The sequence below is a fragment of the Polluticoccus soli genome (genome assembly GCF_029269745.1).
In the GTDB taxonomy this organism is placed as follows: Bacteria; Bacteroidota; Bacteroidia; order Chitinophagales; family Chitinophagaceae; genus Polluticoccus; species Polluticoccus soli.
The window spans coordinates 145167-166069 of sequence record NZ_JARJHT010000002.1 but is presented as its reverse complement, the minus strand read 5'-3'; the positions used below and the strand labels follow the sequence as shown (position 1 = coordinate 166069).

The following is a 20903-nucleotide window of genomic DNA, read 5'->3' as shown; positions in this document are numbered from 1 at the left end:
AGAAGGGAGGGCTTATTTTTTTGTATCTTACAGCACACTCAACTATAATTATGAAGATCAAGCACCTGCTGCTTTTGGCATTCCTGGCAGGCTCATTCAGCGCATCAGCGCAGCGCCCCTGGCGCGTCAAGCAACGCTACCGTGCCTCACCACCCAAAGCTATTTTTGTCCAACTTTTTACCTACCCACGCCGAGTAGCATTTTACAAAAAGACCAAAAGAACGGAAGACCTTATCAAATTTCAACGTGAGGCACACAATGCCGCCATGCAGATCGTAAAGGATTTCAATGAAAACTTTGACTACTGTCCGGTGTATTATTATTACGATACTAATGCACGGTTCATCATGGACAAGAAATTTACCGGGCATATACTTAACAAAGACCTCACACCAGCCACAGATCTCATAGTAAAGCCTAACGATACTAACTATTTGATCGTAATGAACGCTTTAATGATGTCTGAAGACTTCTTACCGGGCAGAAAAGGAGAAGATATCGATATTTTCAGCGCCAGCGACAATGTCAACTCCGCAAAACCCCGCATCGTAGTATACGACCACAAGTTCAGACAGCTGCCACGGAATACGGTACGAACCCCCAAAGGAACCGGTGAGCGTAAAAGCGCCAAACGGTATACCTATAAATCGCACAGTTTCAATCTTTCCTATACGGGCAAAGCGGCTACTCTAAACAGCAATTTCTATAGCTTTTTTGACTCCGACTACACTCACTAAGACATAAAAAAAAGCCGCCAGATGGCGGCTTTTTTTTATTCGCAAGTTGTTAATTGATTCTTAATAAGATGCTCTTCCCATTGGGCGTGCACCAGGATCTCTTGGTACGAGGTCTCTGTCTGTACGAAAGAAGAAATAACGTATTCCGAAAGTAACCGGCACTGTAACCACGCTATAATGCAGGTCTTCGAGTGGCGACACCAAAGGAGCACCTGCGTCGTATTTCAAATCCATACGCCTTACCGCGATGTCAAGGTTGAAACCTAGCTTTTCCGACAGATTACCTACATAACCTGCCTGTCCGCCAAATACTATGCCGCGTCCACCATCCGGCGCATTGTAAGTTTCAGAAGCATCATACTCCATATGGTCATTACGGCCAGAGCCATAACCAACAGCCGCGCCTAAGTAAAGATAACTTTTGCTCTTCTTATTGGTCTGCTTATTGTAAAAGTGGAATGCTTTGTTAACTACACCGCACACAGTAACTCCATATTTAGCGTATACTATTTTACGATTATCGCCACCCACAGAATCCGTCAGTACACCCTGATAAACCTTAGTTGACTTCCCGGCAATTTCCATCACATGCCCATCCAGGCCAAACTGCCAGTAGTTGAATGTAGTATAAAGCAATTTCATGGTACCGGCGTAGTTCATCAGCGTTTGATCCTGCTTGTACACCATGTTCCCATCAGGTACTGTATTTTGGCTGAATCCGCCACCAACCCCAAACTCCAGGTCTTGCCCGAAGGCGTTTGCTGATGCTAATAAAATAGCAGACAGTAAAACTTTTTTCATATATCTCAGTAAATTTTCCTGCCTTAAACTTAATACATAAATTGTAGAAAGTGAAACGGAAAGGGTTCTTTTTTTAGTTCTTGCTGTTGTACCTAACAAAAGTAATAATCGTTAGGGTCACGGTCACGGCTGACAGCAGATAGGAAATGTAACGGTCCCTTGTTGCGTCATAATTCACATTACGATTCCGCACCTTTGTCGGTTCTGCATAAATCACATCTCCCGGTCTTACGTAGTAATAGGGAGATTTGAAAACATCTGCAGATGTTATATCAAGCTCGACGAATTTTTTCGTTGTCCCCTCTTCTCTGATCAAGACAATCTTTTCACGGTTAGCAAATGAACTAAGATCTCCGACCATCCCGATAACGTCCAATAAACCCGCTTTTTCAGCAGGCACCATAATAGTTCCCGGGCGAAGCACTTCTCCTAATACAGTAACCCGGAAATTGGCCAAACGGATATTTACCAGTGGGTCTTTAAAAAATTGTTTTGCCTGTGTCCTTATCTTTTCTTTGGCTTCAGATAATGTAAGACCTTCCACATGCATCCTTCCTACTATCGGCAGTTCTATGTATCCATTTTTATCTACCACGAAGCCTGCGGGAGCGCCATTTTCCACTTTTTCAGAACCGGCGCCCGTTGAGGATACGCCCTGCATATTTTGCGGATCAAGCGTTTGTATTGAAATATCCAGGATATCATCAGGCTTGATCTTAAAGCTGGAAAACTCCACCACCTGGACGGTCCCGCCGCTTAACGAGGGTGCGTCACGAAAATAAACTGACTGCTTCGAACTGGAACATCCACTGCCTAAGAGGAGGAATAAACCTAATAACCACACCAAACCAAAGGAACCTTTACTAAATACTGACTGTGACTTTGTCATTATAAATTTTTATCAAATTAATTGAAAAACGGTGAACGAAGATACTATCGTCCGCCAACAATTGTCAATTCGTGCTGAAAAACACTATCCATGACAGAGAATATTCGTTCTATGTCGCTATCGGTCAAGCTGGAAGTAGATGGAAGGCAAAGTCCATTCTCGAACAATTTTTCTGCACAATCATCGCCATAAAACGGACAATTAGCAAAAACTGGCTGCAAGTGCATTGGTTTCCATAATGGGCGAGATTCTATATTGTCATTTTCGAGTGCCAACCGGAGCGTTTCCCTATTTATACCGGCTTGTTGTGGATCTATCAAAATTGTAGTTAACCACCTGTTGCTAGAGTATCCTTCAGGCTCCTTAAGGAAGGATACACCAGGATGTCCGGAGTACCGCTGCTCATATTTGTCGAATATAGCCCGGCGCTGGGCGACTCTTTCCAGTAATACTTCCATCTGCCCACGACCGATGCCAGCGCAAATGTTGCTCATCCGATAGTTGTATCCTATTTGCGAATGCTGGTAATGCGGTGCTGCATCGCGGGCTTGCGTAGACAGGAATCGCGCCTTTTCTGTGTATTTTGCTTCTTTAGCTACCAGTGCGCCGCCGCCTGACGTAGTAATGATCTTATTGCCATTGAATGACAATACACTCATGACACCAAATGTGCCGCATTTAACACCGTCGATAGCAGACCCTAATGCTTCAGCCGCATCTTCCAATACCGGAATATCGTATCGCTCGGCGATTTCCATGATTGCCTGCATATGCGCTGGCATACCGTATAGATGCACCGGGATAATTGCTTTCGGCTTTTTACCGTTGCTAAGACGGTCTTTGATGGCCGCTTCAAGATGCACCGGTGACATGTTCCATGTTTCTGGTTCACTGTCTATAAAGATGGGAGTTGCACCGAGATAGGCTATAGGATTTGCCGATGCTGAGAATGTCATACTCTGGCAGATCACTTCATCGCCTGGCTGAACGCCCAACATAACCAGCGCAAGGTGAATTGCTGCCGTGCCCGAACTTAATGCCGCCACACTGGTATTTTCGCGGAGGTAATGCGCGATGTTCTGCTCGAGCCCATCGACGTTAGGTCCCAGAGGCGCCACCCAGTTCGAGTCAAATGCCTCGTTTACATAGTGCTGCTCATTACCGCCCATGTGTGGCGCTGAGAGCCAAATTTTAGGTTTCATACAAAGTTTTTAGCCTTTAATAACTTTACCGGGATTACCCACAACCGTGGCATAATCCGGCACGTCCCTTATCACCACGGTGCCAGCACCAATGGTACTCCACTTCCCTATTCTTATCCCTTGTATTACTACACTGCCTGCTCCAATATGAGTGCCCTCACCAACTTGCACATCGCCGCACAAAGTAGCATTCGGCGAAATATGAACAAAGTCGCCCAACAGACAGTCATGATCGATAGACGCAGAGGTATTGATGATGCAATGCTCTCCTATTTTTGTGTCGGTATTAATGACTACACCGGCCATAATAACCGTTCCTTTGCCCACATTAACCCGGCGACTTACAGCAGCCGAGGGATGTACAGGAATAACAAAATCAACATGCTCCCGATACTTTTCGGCAACTTCCTTCCTGGTACTGTTATTACCAATAGCTATGACCATACCGTAGTCAGCACTTAACTTTTGCAAGTATGGTTTCTCTACTGGATAATCCCACACCTCCGGTCGCTCAGCGTCATCCCAGATAGTAATTTCCGTGATGGCGTTTATCTCCAGCAATTCGATGACCACTTTTCCATGCCCGCTGGCTCCGAAAACGATAGTAGGCTTAAACATTCGTTGATCCTGTGAATTTTTCCATTGTTGCAGAAGTAGCAGAGCTAATGCCTTCGGACACAATTATCTTTTTTATAGTGCGCCACAGAATGGCTAGGTCTAAGGTAAAGGATATGTTATCAACATACCACACATCGTAGGAGAATTTTTGCTCCCATGTAATGGTATTACGGCCGTTGACCTGCGCCCAGCCGGTAATGCCCGGGAGCACTTCGTGCCGCCTTATTTGCTCATTATCATAAAGTGGCAGGTACTCCACCAACAAAGGACGAGGGCCTATCAGGCTCATGTCGCCCTTTAGCACATTGATAAGTTGAGGAAGCTCATCAAGAGAGCTTTTGCGAACAAAAGCACCGAGCGGCGTTAATCGTTCTGAGTCCGGCAATAAATTGCCCTGCCGGTCACGGCGATCGTTCATTGTTTTGAACTTCAACACTCTAAAGACCCTGTTGCGTTTGCCTATGCGCGGCTGCACAAAGAAAGCGTTGCCTCCATTATTAAAAAGCAATAAGCCCCAAGTAACAACGAAAAAAGGAGACGCAAGTACAAGCAAGGCTAAAGAACCTACAATATCCACCACCCGCTTAAGACCGTATTTATACATTGACGGTGGTTTCAAATGCTTTTTCAAACTGGCTGACCCCATGGTCTATCGCCAGATATTTGTCAAAATAGCTTCTGGCGTTGGTACCCATGTCAGCCAGTTGTTGTTCGCTTAGCCTCGATAGCTTAATTGCTGCTGCTGCCATCGCTTCCGCATCCTCAGGCGGACAACAGACCCCAGCGCCAGCATCATTTATCATAGCATCAGCATCACCGCCAACTGCCATCAGTACAGGCTTGCCCGCCTGGAAATACGCCTGTGTTTTGGACGGTATGGTAATCTTGAACAATTCGTCGTCTTTCAGGTGCACCAAAAGTGCATCTGCAGCGGCAAGGTAGGTTCCTACATCACTGTTATTGACACGTGGCAGGAATACAACATTATCGAGACGTAATCTTTCTTTCTGGGCTTTTAGTTCATCAAGACATATCCCACCACCAAGAAATGCGAACTGAATATTACTGGCACCTTCCGCCTTTAGTATTGCGGCGGCATCCAACACTTTATCCAATGCCTGGGCTCGTCCCATTGTGCCTGCAAATAAAATAGTAAACTTTTCAGCAGCGGCGGGTATACGCGATTTGTCCTGTATTTCCGGCAGTGTGAACGGGTTGGGCCAATTATATATCACGTCGATCTTTGCAGCATCTACTCCCCGCGACACCAGCCGGTTTTTAAAACCATGCGAGAGTACCGTGATCCTATCAACGATTCCGTAAATAAAAGCACAATACCAGCTAATAAGTTTCAAAACAATTTTATTTTTCACCATGCCGGTTGCGGTTAATGTATCCGGCCACATGTCCTGGATGTCATACACTACCGGGATACGCCTGAAAAACCGAATAAATACTGCGGGTATTCCGATCGTAGCAGGTGGATGATACACATACATAACATCTGCTTTCTTCACCCGAAATACACCCAGCAGTGCAGCGCTGAAAGCAAAACTCAAATAGTTCAGCATCCGTTTACCGCCCGACTGGTCATGACTGGGATAAAGCGGCACGCGTATTATTTCAACGTTTTCGATCACTTCTCTCTGCGACCACTTCACTTTATACCCTTCATACAGCTTACCTCCGGGATAGTTTGGAAACCCCGTCAGTATCTGCACCGAATGCCCTTTCTTCTGCAGCTCCCGGGCAAAGGTGAGCGCTTTCAGATCAGGTTCCGGATAACACCATTGACTAAGAATAAGAACACGCATGTTATTCAGACCAAACTACTCTTTTCACGTAGTCAGTATAGGAGAGTATTATTCTTACTATTTTATCAGAAACATTGGGCATGGAATAATCGTTCACCATCCTGAATACCCGCTGCTCGTCACTATGTCCCTCCAGCTGCAATAGCCCTTGCATGATCCTTTCGGGATTTAATCCCACCATCATTACCGCTGCTTCTTCCATACCTTCCGGGCGCTCATGAGCTTCCCTGATATTCAGCGCAGGAAAATTAAGAATTGATGACTCTTCAGTGATAGTACCGCTATCAGAAAGCACGGCTTTTGCATTCCGTTGCAGAGCGATATAGTCTGTCAGACCAAAAGGTTTCATCAGTCGCACGTGTTTATTAAAACTCACCTGCTGCTGCTCTATCATCTTTTGCGTGCGCGGATGGGTTGAAACGATAACTGGCAATTCGAACTGCGCAGCCATATCATTCAGCACCTTTACCAGGTTAGTAAAGTTGCGCTGTGAGCTGATATTTTCTTCGCGATGTGCCGATACCACAAAATATTTTCCCTTCGCCAGCGATAGCTCGGATAGTATCTTGGAGTTTGACACTTTCGGCATAAAATGATGCAACACTTCATACATCGGGCTGCCAGTCTTGATCACGCGGTCAGGCGAAAGACCTTCGCGCAAAAGATATTCTCTTGCGATGTCGCTATAGGTCAGGTTGATATCACTGATATGATCTACGATACGGCGATTGGTCTCTTCAGGCACGCGCTGATCGAAACACCTGTTACCCGCCTCCATATGAAATATGGGGATGTGGCGCTTTTTTGCCGGTATTGCGCAAAGGCAGCTATTGGTATCACCTAATACAAGAAAAGCATCCGGTTTTTCCTTTTCGAGAATAGGGTCAATATTGATAAGTATGTGCCCAATAGTTTCGGTAGCGTTTTTGCCTGCGGCATTCAGAAAGTAATCTGGTTTCCTGAGCTCGAGGTCTTCAAAAAAGATCTGATTCAGTTCATAATCGTAGTTCTGACCCGTATGCACCAAAACATGCTCTATAGCAGGTGACGCGTCCAGTGCAGCCAGTACACGCGAAAGCCGGATGATCTCCGGACGCGTACCAACTACCGTCAAAACTTTCAGTTTTCTGTTGTTCATTTAATGAGTTTACACCGTTTCGAAATAGGTATCAGGATCAGCGGGATCGAAAAATTCGTTAATCCAAAATACGGTATATAGCTCCTCATCCCCGATATTCTTAATATTATGAGTATACCATACTGGCATATCGACGTATGATGGCTGTGTGCCGTCCAGGTAAAGATCGATCACCTCTCCGGCATTGTATTTACGTAGCTGGATCAAGGCCTTACCCTTGATGACCAGGAACCGTTCGATCTTTCTTGTGTGAAAGTGATTGCCACGGGTGATGCCGGGATGTGTGGTAGAATACGACACTTGCCCGCCTTGTTGCAATTTCACCAGCTCTACAAACACGCCTCTGTCATCGGCATGCTGCTTGAGCGCAACCGGAAAATGAGTGGCGTAGGGAATATAACTTCTGAAGGTATTGAAAAGATTACGCTCAAAGTTATTTTCAATTGCAGGAAATATGCCTTTATCAAAGTAGAGATCTTTGAACACGTTCAACTTTCCAAGAATCTCGCTCACATTCTTTTCAACGCTGTGCTCAACCGCAAACGAGGCATTATTGACTCCATTTCTTATCGCGGCAATGAAAACTTCTGCAAGTTCATCTACATATATTAGTTTAAGCTTGCCATCTACATCAATACGCGGCTGTTGCTCGTTACAAAGCTGGTAGCAAAACGTTGCTACCACAGAATTGTAAAATGGTTTGCCAAACGGACCATATACATTTGGTATGATCAAACCTGTAAAACAGCTTTCGTTTTTCGCCGCCCAGTCGGCCAGCAAATTTCTCCCGGTAGTTTTTGAAATACCGTATTCGTTGCCTCGGTCCTCCTGAGTGGAAGACGAGAACAACACATGTGGAGTATGTCCTAATGTGCCAAGTGTATTTACCAATTTTTGCACCAGCTCAATATTGGTATCTTTCAACACGTCGGCGCTTTCATGTCGGTTCATCGCCGCAAGATGAACGATCACATCACACTGGCCAGCCCATGCAGCTAAAGCTGCAGGATCGTTGAAATACTGCCTATCAAAATTGACGAGCGTAAACTCATCTTTCAACAGACTGATCTTATTATAGAGGTAGGATCCAATAAATCCCTGCTGACCCGTAATACCTATCTTTCTCATTCAGGTATGCGATTAATATTTCTTAAACGCTTGAAGTTTTGCAAGATCGTAAAATATTGCCGATATGATGGAGTGGTATATTTTTTACCGGTGCCTTGCGGACGGGCGTTGTCGTAATAACGGTGGAAATTTTCCAGAAGTTTCTTCAATCCCTGGGCTGACCTGTCGAAGACTTCCGCCAGGGTTGCAGTCACCGTTTCTGCAAGCGAATCCCGAAACTTTATCGACACGTGCTCCTGCAGCAGTATGTCTCCAGTATCAATGCGGGCGTCTATTTTATGGATGGTATAACCGGTCTCAGCACTTCCGTTGTACAACTGCCAGATAATACTTTGAGCGTTCTGATAATCGGGTAATATTTCATGGTGGATGTTGAGCATTCCATGTCGGGGAATAGTAAACACCTTAGGTGAAATATACCCGTTACCAAGGCTTATTGCCACGTCTGCACCCAGGTCTTTAAAAAGCTGTTGGGTTTGACGGCTATTTGTTGACGGAACTTTTTCAAACCGGATACCTAACGACCTACAGGTATCCTCAACACTTTGAATGTTGCAGTAACTATTAAGCGCCTCGCCATACCACCTCCTCATGCGTACACCATTGAAAGCGCCCAGCACACCAATACGTGCGATCTTTTTCAAGTTTCGCCAATGCCGTTTGCTGCGGTTGGTAACAAAGCCTTCGCTAAGTATTACAGCAACTATCTCTATACCTTTTGCCGTAGCAATAACGGGCAAGTGATGGCCAGCGGTGCCTAAGCGAGATGTAGTAAGAACAATTACCCTCATTGAAGAGTTGGGAACAAATTATTATGAGCGGCGGCTTTCCGGGCGTTGCTGTTGATGAAATGAAAAATCTGATCAACACCCCAGTCAAGCACTACGTGATCGCGGCGAATGCAAAGTTCATCCGGTTGCAGTGGTCTGTCAGGATTAATGTGACAGCCCCTTTCAGCACTTGCGCAGGATATGAAACCTGCATCAAAAACGGCCTTTCTGCCGGCCTCGCTGAAATGAAAGAACCGGCCGTAGGGGAAAGCGAAATGTTTGGGTAGATCGCAGTATTGCCTCAGTACATTCCAAGTTTCCGCCATGTCCGCACTAATTTCGTCAGGATTGGTAGCGGCAATATTCATATGGTGCATAGAATGGCCGCCTATCTCGTGACCATCCTTAAGCAAAGTGCAAACGTCGTCCCATCCAAGAAATTCAGACACAGGAAAATCCAGGACGTCACGACAATAAGTTTTGATCTTGCCATAATCGGCCTCACCTATCAGTCCTGGATTAATAAAAAAGCAGGCTTTCGCGCCGTACTCATTCAAGATGGCAGCAGCCGTCAGGTTATTCTTGAGCCCGTCGTCCGCACTAAAACATATATATGGTTTGTCGACCTGGCCAGTAAGAATCTTTGTAACAGCATCGGAGTAAGAAATAAACTCAAAATGCTGGGAGAGTTTATTCAATAGTGAGCGCAGTTGTTGTTCTTCATCTTTGAAAACGTGATGGAGATACAAAAACTGAATTCTCGGACGATCAAGAAACTTGATGTCTGCACCAGTGAGCGCGTCTATAAACACCAATCCCCGAAGCGCAATGTCCTTCATCCGGTCGCGCACCGTGTGCGGCCGCCATTCCAACAACTCTCTATAAGTGGTAATAAAGTCGCTATTCATCAATTCAATCTGCGATTTTTTTTATCATTGGACCACCTTCCGCGATCCCTTATATACGACATTAAGCTCCCTTAGTTAACCAATTCTGCAATTTTCAAGTCTGCTCGCACAGCAGGCAACTTCAATAACAGCTTTTTGATACCTTCCACATCCAACTGCTCCGTGTTATGAGAATGATATTCTTCTACTTTTGAGACTTTTAGCTCGCCTTGTGAAAAATAGTTCTCATAGTTGAGATCTCGCTCATCTGCTGGTATGCAATAATAATCCCCCAGATCCCTCGCTTTCGCCATTTCTTCACGATTAACCAGAGTTTCATACAACTTTTCTCCATGACGGGTTCCAATGACACGAATCTCGTTTGAAGCATTGTACAGCTCTTTTAATGCTAGTGCCAGTACTTCTACCGTACAAGCAGGCGCCTTTTGAACAAATATATCACCTGGCTTGGCTTTATGAAAGGCAAACATCACCAATTCAACCGCATCCTCCAGTGTCATCATAAACCGGGTCATGTTTGGATCAGTAATGGTGATCGGTTTCCCAGCTTTTATCTGGTCCATGAACAACGGAATAACCGAGCCTCGTGAAGCCATAACATTCCCGTATCGAGTGCCAGACAAAATAATCTTGCCATTGGTAATACGTCGCGACTTGGCTACCATCACTTTTTCCATGAGCGCTTTTGACATACCCATTGCATTAATGGGATAAACGGCCTTATCCGTACTGAGTACAACAATATTCTCAACATTGTGCTTTACAGCAGCATCCAGAACATTTTCAGTGCCGATAACGTTGGTTTTGATCGCCTCCATAGGAAAAAACTCACACGAAGGCACCTGTTTCAGTGCGGCCGCATGAAAAATATAGTTAGCCCCGTTTACAGCGGCGTCAACTGACGAATAGTCCCTAACGTCACCGATATAGAACTTGATCCGCTTATCATTGTACTTCTTTCGAAGGTCGTCCTGTTTTTTCTCGTCCCGGCTAAATATCCTGATCTCGCTAAAATCAGAATTGATGAACTTTTCCAGAACGGCATTTCCAAACGAGCCAGTTCCGCCGGTGATAAGAAGTGTTTTATTATCAAACATACATGCAAATTAATTCAAAATATATTCCAGAAGCTCGTCTACGCGGTCTTCCACGACAATTTTTGTAAGAGAAGGCGCATTTTGCAATACTGCTGCAACTGCTTGTGATATAGCCCCTACGTCAAGTGGATCAAAATAGACACTGGCCTCGATAACCGACCTAACATAAGGAAGATCAGCTGCTAATATTTTCATCCCCGCGTTAGCACCCTCAATTAGGCTGAGACCAAAGCTTTCATTCAATGAGGGGTATATCATGTAGGCACATCGTCCATACAGTTCCGAAGTGTCTATATACCCGTGATTGATGATCTGCACCCCTTTATCCTGCAAACGCTTGATATGCAATAGTACAGACGTGTACGTATCTGTGACCGTAAGGTGCAAAACAGGGTTCAGACCTCTATCAAAAAGATGCTCCCACGCATTTAGAAGCGTTGTATGATTTTTATAAAAGGAAGCAGCACTTACGTAAACAAATTCCGTTAACGACCTGTAATCAGCAACATACGCACGTTCGAAAGGCTTGAAAATCGGAAACTGTTTACATCTTGTTTCAGGTTTCAATCCAGCGGACACTATCTCCTCAACCATATGCGGCGTTTGCACAATATAGTCGTCAGTATTGTTATTCCACAACGCGACAAATGCATACCTCAACAAAAACCTGAAATATTGCTTACTTGCAAATCGACGCCTGCTCTCCAGCAGCATCTGATTATGAAAATAAGTATGAACAGGTACGTTTAACCTGACTGGCGGCGGTGTATTAGCAAAACACAATACCCTGGAGAACCGTTCCCTATTTTGTCGATAAAAATTCAACCGTTTTAACAGGCCCGCTTTTGACCGTAAATGAGCGAACCCACTCACGTCATGCTGAAAACGCTCGTCTAAATAGAGAAAGAATTCCGACTCTTTGCCGTTGCTGCGAATTACATCTATTAAATAACGCAACAGATTAGGCCCGCCACCTTCATTTGCAATAAAAAGTGCGTCGATCAATATCATTTATCCAACGCTTTTGTCCAGTACGCTCATAAAGCTATGAGCCGCTTTAGTAGGAGTGATCGTTTCGGATATTTCAAAACTACGGTCGCCCATTTCCCAAAGTTCCTCGTCGGTTTTCGACGTCATCTTTACGAATGCGGCTTTTAGTGCATTCACATCGCGCGATTTGAAAAGATAACCATTAAATCCTTCTATAATGAAGGTGTCAGCTGCCCCGACTCCGTCCGAGGATATCATTGGCATTCCGGCCGCGGTAAATTCATGTATTACAACGCCCCAATGGTCCCAAATACTGGGGAGGCAAAACACGCCAAAGTCAGAAGATTTGGCAACCAGTTCATCAGGTGTCATATAGTCAAGCACCTGGATGTCTGAAGTAGATTCAACTTTTACAGGCCCTGCACCAACGAGCACCAATTTCCAGTCGTTTGTTGTTTCGGACTTAAATTCGGTAAACGCCTTTACCAGGACCTCTATACCTTTTTCCTGCGAAAACCTGCCTGCATACACAATAGTTCTTGGAAATTTTCCGGCGTGTTGCATTTTCCTCGCCTCGTACGCACTTCTAAATCTATCGACATCCGCCGAGAGTGCATAGCCAAGAATATTTTTATTGGAATAACCTATCCTTTTGGCAAACTCAAATTGCCTTCTTCCCGGTACCCAGAAATAGTCAAAGTAGCGGTGATAAATATATCGGCTAAACAGCGCGGCGACCCAATTTTTCACGGAGCCGTACCATTGGTTATCGCAGCCGGAAATGACAGGAACACCTTTAGCCCGGAAATGCACTGCGACGTCCAAATATGCCCCATCCATTCTTCCAGAGATGCACAATACGTCGGGACGTCGGGACTCAATAAAATTGATCAGGGTCTGCTTATTAAATTCGGAACGCTTGTGAAACCGTATTCGTTCCATGTCTTGCGGAACAAATGGAGTCACTTTGTTTTTGTCCCAAGATATACAATCAATGTTTGCGTTAAAGTTATCTCGCAACGCACGCATAGTGGTTATAGCATAGGGCAGTACTTCCGAGTAGAGGTAGACTATGTTTTTGGGCGAATTCATTTACTGTTGTCTCTCTCCTTTTATAGAAATCTAAACGAATGTCTTCCTCGAGTTATAGTTAACTGCCTAAACATCCGCCTTTTTTTTCAAAATATTATGATTAATTTTCTGTTACGGCTCGCCATAACAGAATGGGATACCGCCAGCACGCTATTTTGCTTTGTTCAAAACACTCATAAAGCTGTGCGCCGCTTTAACCGGAGTAATAGCATCAGATATTTCGATACTCCTATCGCCCATCGCCCAAAGCTGATCGTCGGTCTTTGAATTCAGCTTTACGAATACAGCTTTCAGGGCGTTCATATCTCCCGGCTTGAATGTATATCCATTGAACCCGTCAACTATAAAGGTATCAGCAGCACCTACATCTTCAGAGGCAATGATGGGCATGCCGGCAGCAGCAAATTCATGTATCACCACGCCCCATGGCTCCCAAATACTGGGTAGACAAAAGACACCCCATCCAGCACTCCTTGACGCCAACTCTTCGGTTGACATAAAATCGACAACTTCGATATCTGCGTTGGCCTCAACCTTCAAAGGTCCAGTGCCTACTACAATCAGTTTCCAGTCGCTTTGCATTTCCTTTTTAAACTCAGCAAAGGCTTTTACCAAAATATCCAGCCCTTTCGCTTTCACAAACCTGCCGACAAAAACTATATTCTTGGGAAATTTACCTGAATGTAGATTCTTTCTTTCGGTGTGGGCTTGCTTAAAACGATCAACATCTGCAGACAGCGAATAGCCAAGTATATTATTATTGGAAAAACCGACCCTCTTTGCAAATTCAAACTGCCTCCTGCCCGGCACCCAAAAGTATTCGAAGTACCTGTGGTAGATATACCTGCTACATAACGCGGCTAACCAGTTCTTTACAGTTCCGTACCACTGGTTATCGCAAGCCGAAATAACGGGGATGCCTTTTGCCCGGAAATGCGGAATTATGCTTAGATACCCATGGTCCATCCTACCCGATATAAAGATTATCTCGGGCTTCCTTTCTTCAATAAAATCAATCAAACCTTGTCTGTCAAAACCCGAGCGCTTGTGAAACTTCACCCGGTCCATATCCGTCGGAACAAAAGGAGTGTTTTTGTTCTTATCCCAACAGATGCAGTCAATATTTGCATTGAAGTTGTCGCGCAATACACGCATGATGGTGATGGCGTATGGCATGACCTCCGAATAGAGATAAACGATATTTTTTTGTGTATTCATGGGTATTAACCGGTACCGGCGCTTTGTAGGTCTGCGATGTTAACTTGCAAGCTCCTTATAGATGTTCAAATACTCGTCGGCAATGTGCTCGATACTATATTTCGAAGCATTGCCCAGTCCTTTTTCCACTATCAGATCATAATAGTTCTTATCCTGCGCTAGTGCATCGATTGCCTGTCTGATCTGGGCAACATTTCGCGGCTCTACAAGTACAGCTGTATCCTGTGCCACTTCGAGCATTGCCCCTACGTTACTCGTTATTACTGGTCGTCCTACCGCTTGTGCCTCTATTATTGGCATACCAAAACCCTCTTGTATCGATGCAAAAAAAAGAATATCGCAATCGAGGTATTTCTGATATAGCTGCACGTCTGTCAATCCGCTGCTGATTGTATGTAAAATATCGAAGCGCTGCATTTTCTCGATGGACTCAGCATCAGGCAGCCCAACGATGTCCAGGTGATAATTGGTACCTTTCACAGCTTCTATCAGGTTGTTTAGATTTTTCTGCCAGCCACTACCAACTTGCAATATGCGCAGTTTTGTGTTCAGTGTTTCTTTCTTACTGTATTTAAAGATGGGCTTAACAGGATTATACACAACCCTTACTTTATCTTTTGCAAAACCAAATGCTTTCAAAAGATGAGCCTTAGTAGTTTCCGATACAACTGTAATTACGTCTGCCTTTCTGAGCGGGAGGTACATCCAGAACAAATGATACACGATAAATTTCAGCGGAAACTGTTTCAGGTGCTCATAATGCCCAAGATCATGTATCGTTACCACATTCTTACTTTTCCGCAGTCCTATCGTAAGGAAATAGATGTCACCGGTGACATGATTGATGCCAGCCGGCAATTTGCGAATGTCCAATACGTTTCTAACACGCGATTTGGTGGCGTCGAAATGAAATGATCGGTCGTTGACCGTTCCACTCAACTTTTTTCGAACAACATCAAAAATGCCTTCAATTGAAAATGCCGTCTCCCGGAATTCTCTGTAGATGTAGGTAACGTCAATCATTTTGCCATTAACTCAATTGATTGCCACATAAAAATGCAGCTATATTATCTTTTTGAAACTAGCTCTGATAAACGTGAAGCCACTTGTTGCGCACGTTTATCTAAAGAATGGTCACGAAGTGCTCTTTGATACCCAGCCAATCGTACCCTTTCACGCAGGCCATTATCAGACAGGTAGCGTTTTACTTTTGCAGCAATATCTTCAGCATCATCAAAGAAACCAGCTTCCTCATCTTCAGCAAAATACTGTAGAGATTCCACATTTCGTTCATGCAACATAAACCCTGAACTTCCAGGTATGTGAAAAGTACGGGAAGTGATCAGATCTCCCGACGAGGCTCCTACCACTTGCTCGCTAAGGATGCCCAGGTTGATCTTAGAACACTGGATGGCAATCGCATACAAGTCTCCGAGCACACTGGTATGCTGGATCGAATCTTGCAATAATGGAGATGTACACCGCTCCCATTGCCCTCCCCATATTTTCAGATGAACCTCAGGGAGTGCTTTCTTGATCGCAGCTAGTATGTTTTCTTTTTTCTGAGAATATGTGCCAATAAATGACACATCGCATCCAAAATTTCGCAGGTCCTCGTCACTCATCTGGTACTGGCGGTGTATATCCGGATCAAAACCATGTGGAATAAACTGGGCGTTTGTAACTCCATAGGAGTTTTTCAGATCAGTTATGCCAAAGGTTTTTGTTGTGAAAACGATGTCGAAACGCGGAATATTGAGCGGAATATACTTTCCGTGCGCCTTCATGCTTACATCCGGGTAAAACAGAGCTAATGTTTTCCCTTTTGATCTCGCATAATCCAACGTTTCGGGTTGTACAAACCTACCCTTATAAACGAATACTACATCAGGCCTAAACAGATCTATAGCTGTCTTGATCGCCTGGTTGAACTCATTTACCTGAATATGCCGTATGGAACGCTGTACAACTTTTGATGTAATATTCGAGGCATGAAAGCTAATGTAATAATACTCATCAACGGTATCGATCAAATGACCTTCCCGGCTTAGAGCCCTAAACATTCCACCTGCATTACTCCCGCGCCATATAGGTCCAACACAGAGTATTCTCATGCAAACCGTTTGAAAACTACGAAAATCAGATAGTAAGATATCAACGTAACGATAAACTGCAAGTCAGCACCAATGCCCTGCATACACGACAGGAAGAGAAATCCACCAAGCGTTACGCCGGTAAGATTAAACGGGGATCGATAAAAACCCGTTGCACTCCATATCAGTGCCAAAAGGGCGCCGACGAATAAACACCCCGCTACAATACCGGTCCAGCCAAAATCCAAAAACAATTGACCCTGAATGGTCATATTTATCGAGTTAGTATACCAACTGTCGGTTTGGTTGCCCTGACCGATCTCGGTAGCGAACCATGCCCCCAGACCGATCAGTGGTTTGTCTGGCCACAGGAATCGTGGTACCAATGCTATAAACAACGGAGCAGTGGCATCGCCATTGAAATGTCCTTTTGTTTTCACTAGCTCAACCACATTGGTTATTTGTGGCAAAACTGAAGCCCGGTGAAGAATGCTTTCCTGACTTTCATCATCTTCCAGGTAAACCGTCTCAACTTTAGAAAGGGTTACCATTTGCTGAAGTCTTTCCACACCTTTTATTTCTCCATAAGTTGATCGGTTTTTTCCCAGCCAGGCAAAATAAATATTGAAAACAAACAATGCTATAAGGATTGGAATCGCCCGGTATGAAAACACAGCTTTTATAGTTCCCTTACCCAGAAAGAAGCCGAATGTAAAACATACGGCCGGCGTCAAAAGCTCCATTCTTAAATAGGAAAACAGCAGCGCATAAGCCGTTTGCAATACACAAAGAATCCCTGCATAAGTGCCATACTTGCCTATATCTGTTTTTGACCACAAACGGCTGAAGAATATTATACCTACAGAGGAAAACACCGTTAGAATCCCGGTTAACGATCCCAACATGATATCCGAAAACAAAAGGTTTCGAGCCGAAAAGATTAGCATCAGGATAAATAGCTTACTATGATTCGCGGGACTCTCGATCAGAACGTCAATTTTTGGAAACGACTTTTTCGAGAACAACTCGAAACCCATAAAAATGAACGTGTTCCCCACAAAGAAGATGCTTATACCTTGCAGGATATTTGCCGGGATCAAATAGGAATATCCTGCGGGCAAAGTGCCCGCCTTTTCAGCGGCTATCATTATCAGGTTGGCGATACCGACCAGGAATGAGTAAAAAGCATAGCATGTCATTGGGTCGATCTTCACCTTCCGCATAATATGCCGCTCTATCAAAGTGGCGACAGCATGAGTACTCAGCACAATACTTGCCGCAACCTCCGAAGAGAACAGACTGACGATGAAATAAACAAGGAGAAAGAAAAAGTGTAAAAACATTAACCCACAATATTAAACTGCTGCATCCAACAATTTGTTATCAAAGCCCTCACAATCAGCATTGCGTCACTAATATCAATGCTTCCAGAACGAACTTTATTAAGCAAAGTTGCCCTAAGACCGCTTTTTATCCAAATAAAATCTGCTATATTTTCACATACCCAGTCAGCATCTTTATATATAGCATCGATCAAAGGTGTGTGAAACCCGATCTTGTCTCTCCTGTTCTGAACCTCATCGGGTAGATACTGCGAGCAAGCCATTCTTATCGGGTATTTGCGTTTGCCTTCTTTGAAGAAGTATTCCGGACGAATAGTGGCCACAAATTCAGAGATGCGGTGGTCAAGAAAAGGCATTCTACCCTCTATGCTGGTCGCCATAGCATTCCGGTCGTCATAATGTACAAGGTGCGGCAAGTGAATTCCATACACGGACTCGCACCACACACCATAAAAATCATCATACGTAGGCAACGAGAATAGCTCATCATTAATCCCTGACAAAGAATACTCGAGGACAGCTCTCCTGTTAACACGGGAGCGATTTCTCAGCTTTCGCTCCAAGCCCGGAAAAACCGTCAGGAATATAGAGCGTGCAACAGAACTCTTTGAGATGTCTGATTGTTTTACATTATCGAGGAATGATGAGAAATGCAACTTGCTCAATTGTTTCTGCAGTACTGCCTGTGTCATGTTGGTATAACCAAAGAACAGCTCATCAGCCCCCTGCCCACCCAGCATCACTTTTATTCCATTATCGCACGCGGCTTGCATCAAATAACCGTGGGCTATGATCGATGGGTCACCAAAAGGTTCCTCTTGAATTCCGACATATTTAATAATATCCGCCTTTAACGAAAGCTCTTTAGAGTCGAAACGATGTAGATTGATCCTCGGAAACTTCTTGACCACGGCGTCAACATACCTGCTTTCATCGTAAGCGCTACCCACAGCCTGAGCGGTAAAAGCATTTATATCCTGATCATAATAAGTGGCGAGTATGCCAGCTATTATCGAAGAATCAATGCCACCTGACAAAGTAATGCCGATCGGAACATCGGAAAGTGTTTGAGACAGAACCGCTTCAACCATTATATCGTGAAGCTGTTTTGTTGCCTTTTCATCCAACGGCCGTTTGTCGCGCGGCGACACCTCGGGTAATACCCAATATCTTTTGCTGACGACTTGTGTTTGCCCAGGTTTAATAAAGGCATAGCAGCCAGGTTCCAATTGCCTGATATCGCTGTAAAATGTACGATCTTTGAGATGACCGTAATTACTCAACGCCAGGAACTCAACAACAGCTGTAGTCTCGCACTTATTCTGCTCTCCATCCTGCAACAACGGCTTTATTTCACTGGCAAAGAAAAGATGATCGCCCTTCGATCGATAATAAAGTGGCTTTTGTCCATAGCGATCACGACTGATGAAAAGAATCTTTTCTTGTGTGTCCCAGATCAATATCGCCCACATACCCACCAATTCGGTGAGCATTTTTTGCTTCTGCAAACGAAAAAGCTCAATTATTGTTTCAGTATCCGAATCGCCATGAAAGTTATGCGTACTGAGGTACTGCCGCCTTAACTCTCTGTGGTTGTATATTTCTCCATTATAAGAGATGATGTAGCGACCACATGAAGAATGCATAGGTTGATGACCGGCTGATGTCAGCTCAAGAATTGACAGTCTCGTTTGCAACAGGGAAACATCAGCATCATGATAACTTCCGTTATCATTTGGCCCACGGTGATGAAGCAGCCGCAAAGACCTCGCGTCAAAATCAGAGCTTACATAATTCAAACTGCAGGCTATTCCGCACATAGACAATTCAAAATTTGATCAATAGTTTGTTTTAAACTTCGTTGCGAGACTAAGCCGTACATACCTCGAAAATGATAACAGCAGCGAATAGGTGTGGTTAACCGGTAGTTTTTTTGCCGGCAACTTAGTTTCTGATATCGGTCTCATATTATCAATAGCGTCAAGGTATCTGCGCCTACAATGCTGTATGCCAAACTCAGTCTCCGCAAGACTGCGTGCTTGTTTTGCCTTTTGAACTGGTAAAATACGCCTTGATTCAACAAGGCAACTAGCAGCTGACTGTACATCGCCAACTTCGTACAACCAGAGGCAGCCTGTAGCAAATGGGCTTGACACATAGTCTTCAACCCCGCTTACACGAGTGCTAACTACCCCACAACCACAGCTAAGTGCTTCCATCACTGCCACTGGCATCCCCTCGAAATCAGATGTCAACAGCAACACATCAGCTTGACGCATTTGTTCGAATATCTGCTCTTTTTGCAGCCAGCCAGGAAAATTCACGCGATCGATGAGCCCGGATTCCTGCACCATTATCTGCAACTGTTGCATTTCATCGCCCGAACCTATTATTGACATGTTGAAGTCTACACCTTGTTCTTTCAATGTTACACAGACGGCCGGGATATCAAAGACTCGTTTTTGGTATTGTGTAATGCGGCCTACATATATTATCTCCAGCTGCTTGTTGCTTGCTGTATTCGGCTGAAAAACAGGCAACGGTATCCCACATGAAATAGTGACCACTTTGCTGCTATCAATACCCGCATTTCGCGAAAGAAGGTTCCGCTTTATCCGTTCAGACACGCAAACCAGCAATCTTACAGAGGAATCGAATTGGCACGCGAGGTCATAATAATGGTTCTCATCTGCATGCAATACCCCAATAAAATTGTACTGACCATCTAACTGTGCCGACACAGCCCATACAGAAGGATCATCAGCCAGAATGATATTGGCGCCGGGAGAAATGTTTTTTTGTAGGAGCCTGGAGTATACATCGGTCTTGAACGCCGGTGTGCCAAACTCAAACTCCCACCCAGCTGTTGTCGTCAGTAGTTTTATGTTGCTATGATGCTTTACCAGTGACACTAATGTTTCACGGCCACCCGAAGAATAGAATGGACGCTTGGGCACAACAGTAATGAAACTTACATCCATGCCATTATCCGCACACTCAATGGCCATGTCCGCCATCCAGCGCGTTACTCCGCCCCTATGATAGGGATGGCATATAAAAACAAT

The 20903-nt window shown here is 44.5% G+C and carries 20 protein-coding genes; 1 reads left to right on the top strand and 19 read right to left on the bottom strand.

Annotated features, from left to right (window positions below; all coding sequences use genetic code 11):
* Positions 1-50 precede the first annotated feature (50 nt).
* Positions 51-737 carry a hypothetical protein gene (locus tag P2W83_RS11285; protein ID WP_276133841.1) on the top strand — a complete coding sequence of 229 codons (687 nt, stop codon included), beginning with the start codon at positions 51-53 and terminating at the stop codon, positions 735-737.
* A gap of 60 nt (positions 738-797) precedes the next feature.
* On the opposite strand, the gene P2W83_RS11280 is transcribed toward P2W83_RS11285, so the two are convergent.
* The 19 genes from P2W83_RS11280 to P2W83_RS11190 all read right to left on the bottom strand — a co-directional run bounded on the left by P2W83_RS11280 (position 798) and on the right by P2W83_RS11190 (position 20855).
* Positions 798-1538 carry a hypothetical protein gene (locus tag P2W83_RS11280; RefSeq protein ID WP_276133840.1) on the bottom strand — a complete coding sequence of 247 codons (741 nt, stop codon included), beginning with the start codon at positions 1536-1538 and terminating at the stop codon, positions 798-800.
* Between the two features lie 73 nt (positions 1539-1611).
* On the bottom strand, positions 1612-2427 hold the full coding sequence (locus P2W83_RS11275; RefSeq protein ID WP_276133839.1) for a polysaccharide biosynthesis/export family protein: 816 nt from the start codon (positions 2425-2427) through the stop codon (positions 1612-1614).
* Positions 2428-2471: 44 nt separating this feature from the next.
* Complete coding sequence (locus P2W83_RS11270) at positions 2472-3629, bottom strand: aminotransferase class I/II-fold pyridoxal phosphate-dependent enzyme (protein WP_276133838.1); 1158 nt, start codon at positions 3627-3629, stop codon at positions 2472-2474.
* 9 nt (positions 3630-3638) lie between these two features.
* Positions 3639-4247 carry an acetyltransferase gene (locus P2W83_RS11265; RefSeq protein ID WP_276133837.1) on the bottom strand — a complete coding sequence of 203 codons (609 nt, stop codon included), beginning with the start codon at positions 4245-4247 and terminating at the stop codon, positions 3639-3641.
* A complete protein-coding gene (locus tag P2W83_RS11260) occupies positions 4240-4851 on the bottom strand; it encodes a sugar transferase (RefSeq protein WP_276133836.1) in 612 nt (203 codons plus the stop codon). The genes P2W83_RS11265 and P2W83_RS11260 overlap by 8 nt, the downstream gene beginning before the upstream one ends.
* Positions 4844-6061, bottom strand: a complete 1218-nt coding sequence (locus P2W83_RS11255) for a glycosyltransferase family 4 protein (protein WP_276133835.1) — start codon at positions 6059-6061, stop codon at positions 4844-4846. Before P2W83_RS11255 ends, P2W83_RS11260 begins: the two co-directional genes overlap by 8 nt.
* Position 6062: 1 nt before the next feature.
* The gene (gene wecB / locus P2W83_RS11250) at positions 6063-7199 is read right to left on the bottom strand and encodes a non-hydrolyzing UDP-N-acetylglucosamine 2-epimerase (RefSeq protein ID WP_276133834.1); all 1137 of its coding nucleotides are present in this window, start codon (positions 7197-7199) and stop codon (positions 6063-6065) included.
* Between the two features lie 9 nt (positions 7200-7208).
* The gene (locus P2W83_RS11245; protein ID WP_276133833.1) at positions 7209-8327 is read right to left on the bottom strand and encodes a polysaccharide biosynthesis C-terminal domain-containing protein; all 1119 of its coding nucleotides are present in this window, start codon (positions 8325-8327) and stop codon (positions 7209-7211) included.
* The gene (locus P2W83_RS11240) at positions 8324-9118 is read right to left on the bottom strand and encodes a formyltransferase family protein (RefSeq protein ID WP_276133832.1); all 795 of its coding nucleotides are present in this window, start codon (positions 9116-9118) and stop codon (positions 8324-8326) included. Before P2W83_RS11240 ends, P2W83_RS11245 begins: the two co-directional genes overlap by 4 nt.
* Positions 9115-10005: a polysaccharide deacetylase family protein gene (locus P2W83_RS11235; protein ID WP_276133831.1), complete on the bottom strand. Its 891-nt coding sequence runs from the start codon at positions 10003-10005 to the stop codon at positions 9115-9117. The genes P2W83_RS11240 and P2W83_RS11235 overlap by 4 nt, the downstream gene beginning before the upstream one ends.
* Positions 10006-10076: 71 nt before the next feature.
* Positions 10077-11102, bottom strand: coding sequence for a polysaccharide biosynthesis protein (locus P2W83_RS11230; RefSeq protein WP_276133830.1), 1026 nt, complete (start codon positions 11100-11102; stop codon positions 10077-10079).
* A gap of 9 nt (positions 11103-11111) precedes the next feature.
* Positions 11112-12113 carry a glycosyltransferase gene (locus tag P2W83_RS11225; RefSeq protein ID WP_276133829.1) on the bottom strand — a complete coding sequence of 334 codons (1002 nt, stop codon included), beginning with the start codon at positions 12111-12113 and terminating at the stop codon, positions 11112-11114.
* The gene (locus P2W83_RS11220; protein ID WP_276133828.1) at positions 12114-13184 is read right to left on the bottom strand and encodes a glycosyltransferase; all 1071 of its coding nucleotides are present in this window, start codon (positions 13182-13184) and stop codon (positions 12114-12116) included.
* A 150-nt stretch (positions 13185-13334) separates the two neighbouring features.
* Positions 13335-14402 (bottom strand): glycosyltransferase, encoded by a 1068-nt coding sequence (locus P2W83_RS11215; RefSeq protein ID WP_276133827.1) that lies wholly within the window; start codon positions 14400-14402, stop codon positions 13335-13337.
* A gap of 39 nt (positions 14403-14441) precedes the next feature.
* Positions 14442-15425, bottom strand: a complete 984-nt coding sequence (locus P2W83_RS11210) for a glycosyltransferase family 4 protein (protein WP_276133826.1) — start codon at positions 15423-15425, stop codon at positions 14442-14444.
* Positions 15426-15469: 44 nt separating this feature from the next.
* On the bottom strand, positions 15470-16516 hold the full coding sequence (locus P2W83_RS11205) for a CgeB family protein (RefSeq protein WP_276133825.1): 1047 nt from the start codon (positions 16514-16516) through the stop codon (positions 15470-15472).
* The gene (locus P2W83_RS11200) at positions 16513-17838 is read right to left on the bottom strand and encodes a hypothetical protein (RefSeq protein ID WP_276133824.1); all 1326 of its coding nucleotides are present in this window, start codon (positions 17836-17838) and stop codon (positions 16513-16515) included. Before P2W83_RS11200 ends, P2W83_RS11205 begins: the two co-directional genes overlap by 4 nt.
* The gene (gene asnB / locus P2W83_RS11195) at positions 17838-19658 is read right to left on the bottom strand and encodes an asparagine synthase (glutamine-hydrolyzing) (RefSeq protein ID WP_276133823.1); all 1821 of its coding nucleotides are present in this window, start codon (positions 19656-19658) and stop codon (positions 17838-17840) included. The genes P2W83_RS11200 and asnB overlap by 1 nt, the downstream gene beginning before the upstream one ends.
* Positions 19659-19676: 18 nt before the next feature.
* Complete coding sequence (locus tag P2W83_RS11190) at positions 19677-20855, bottom strand: glycosyltransferase (RefSeq protein ID WP_276133822.1); 1179 nt, start codon at positions 20853-20855, stop codon at positions 19677-19679.
* Between the last annotated feature and the right edge of the window lie 48 nt (positions 20856-20903).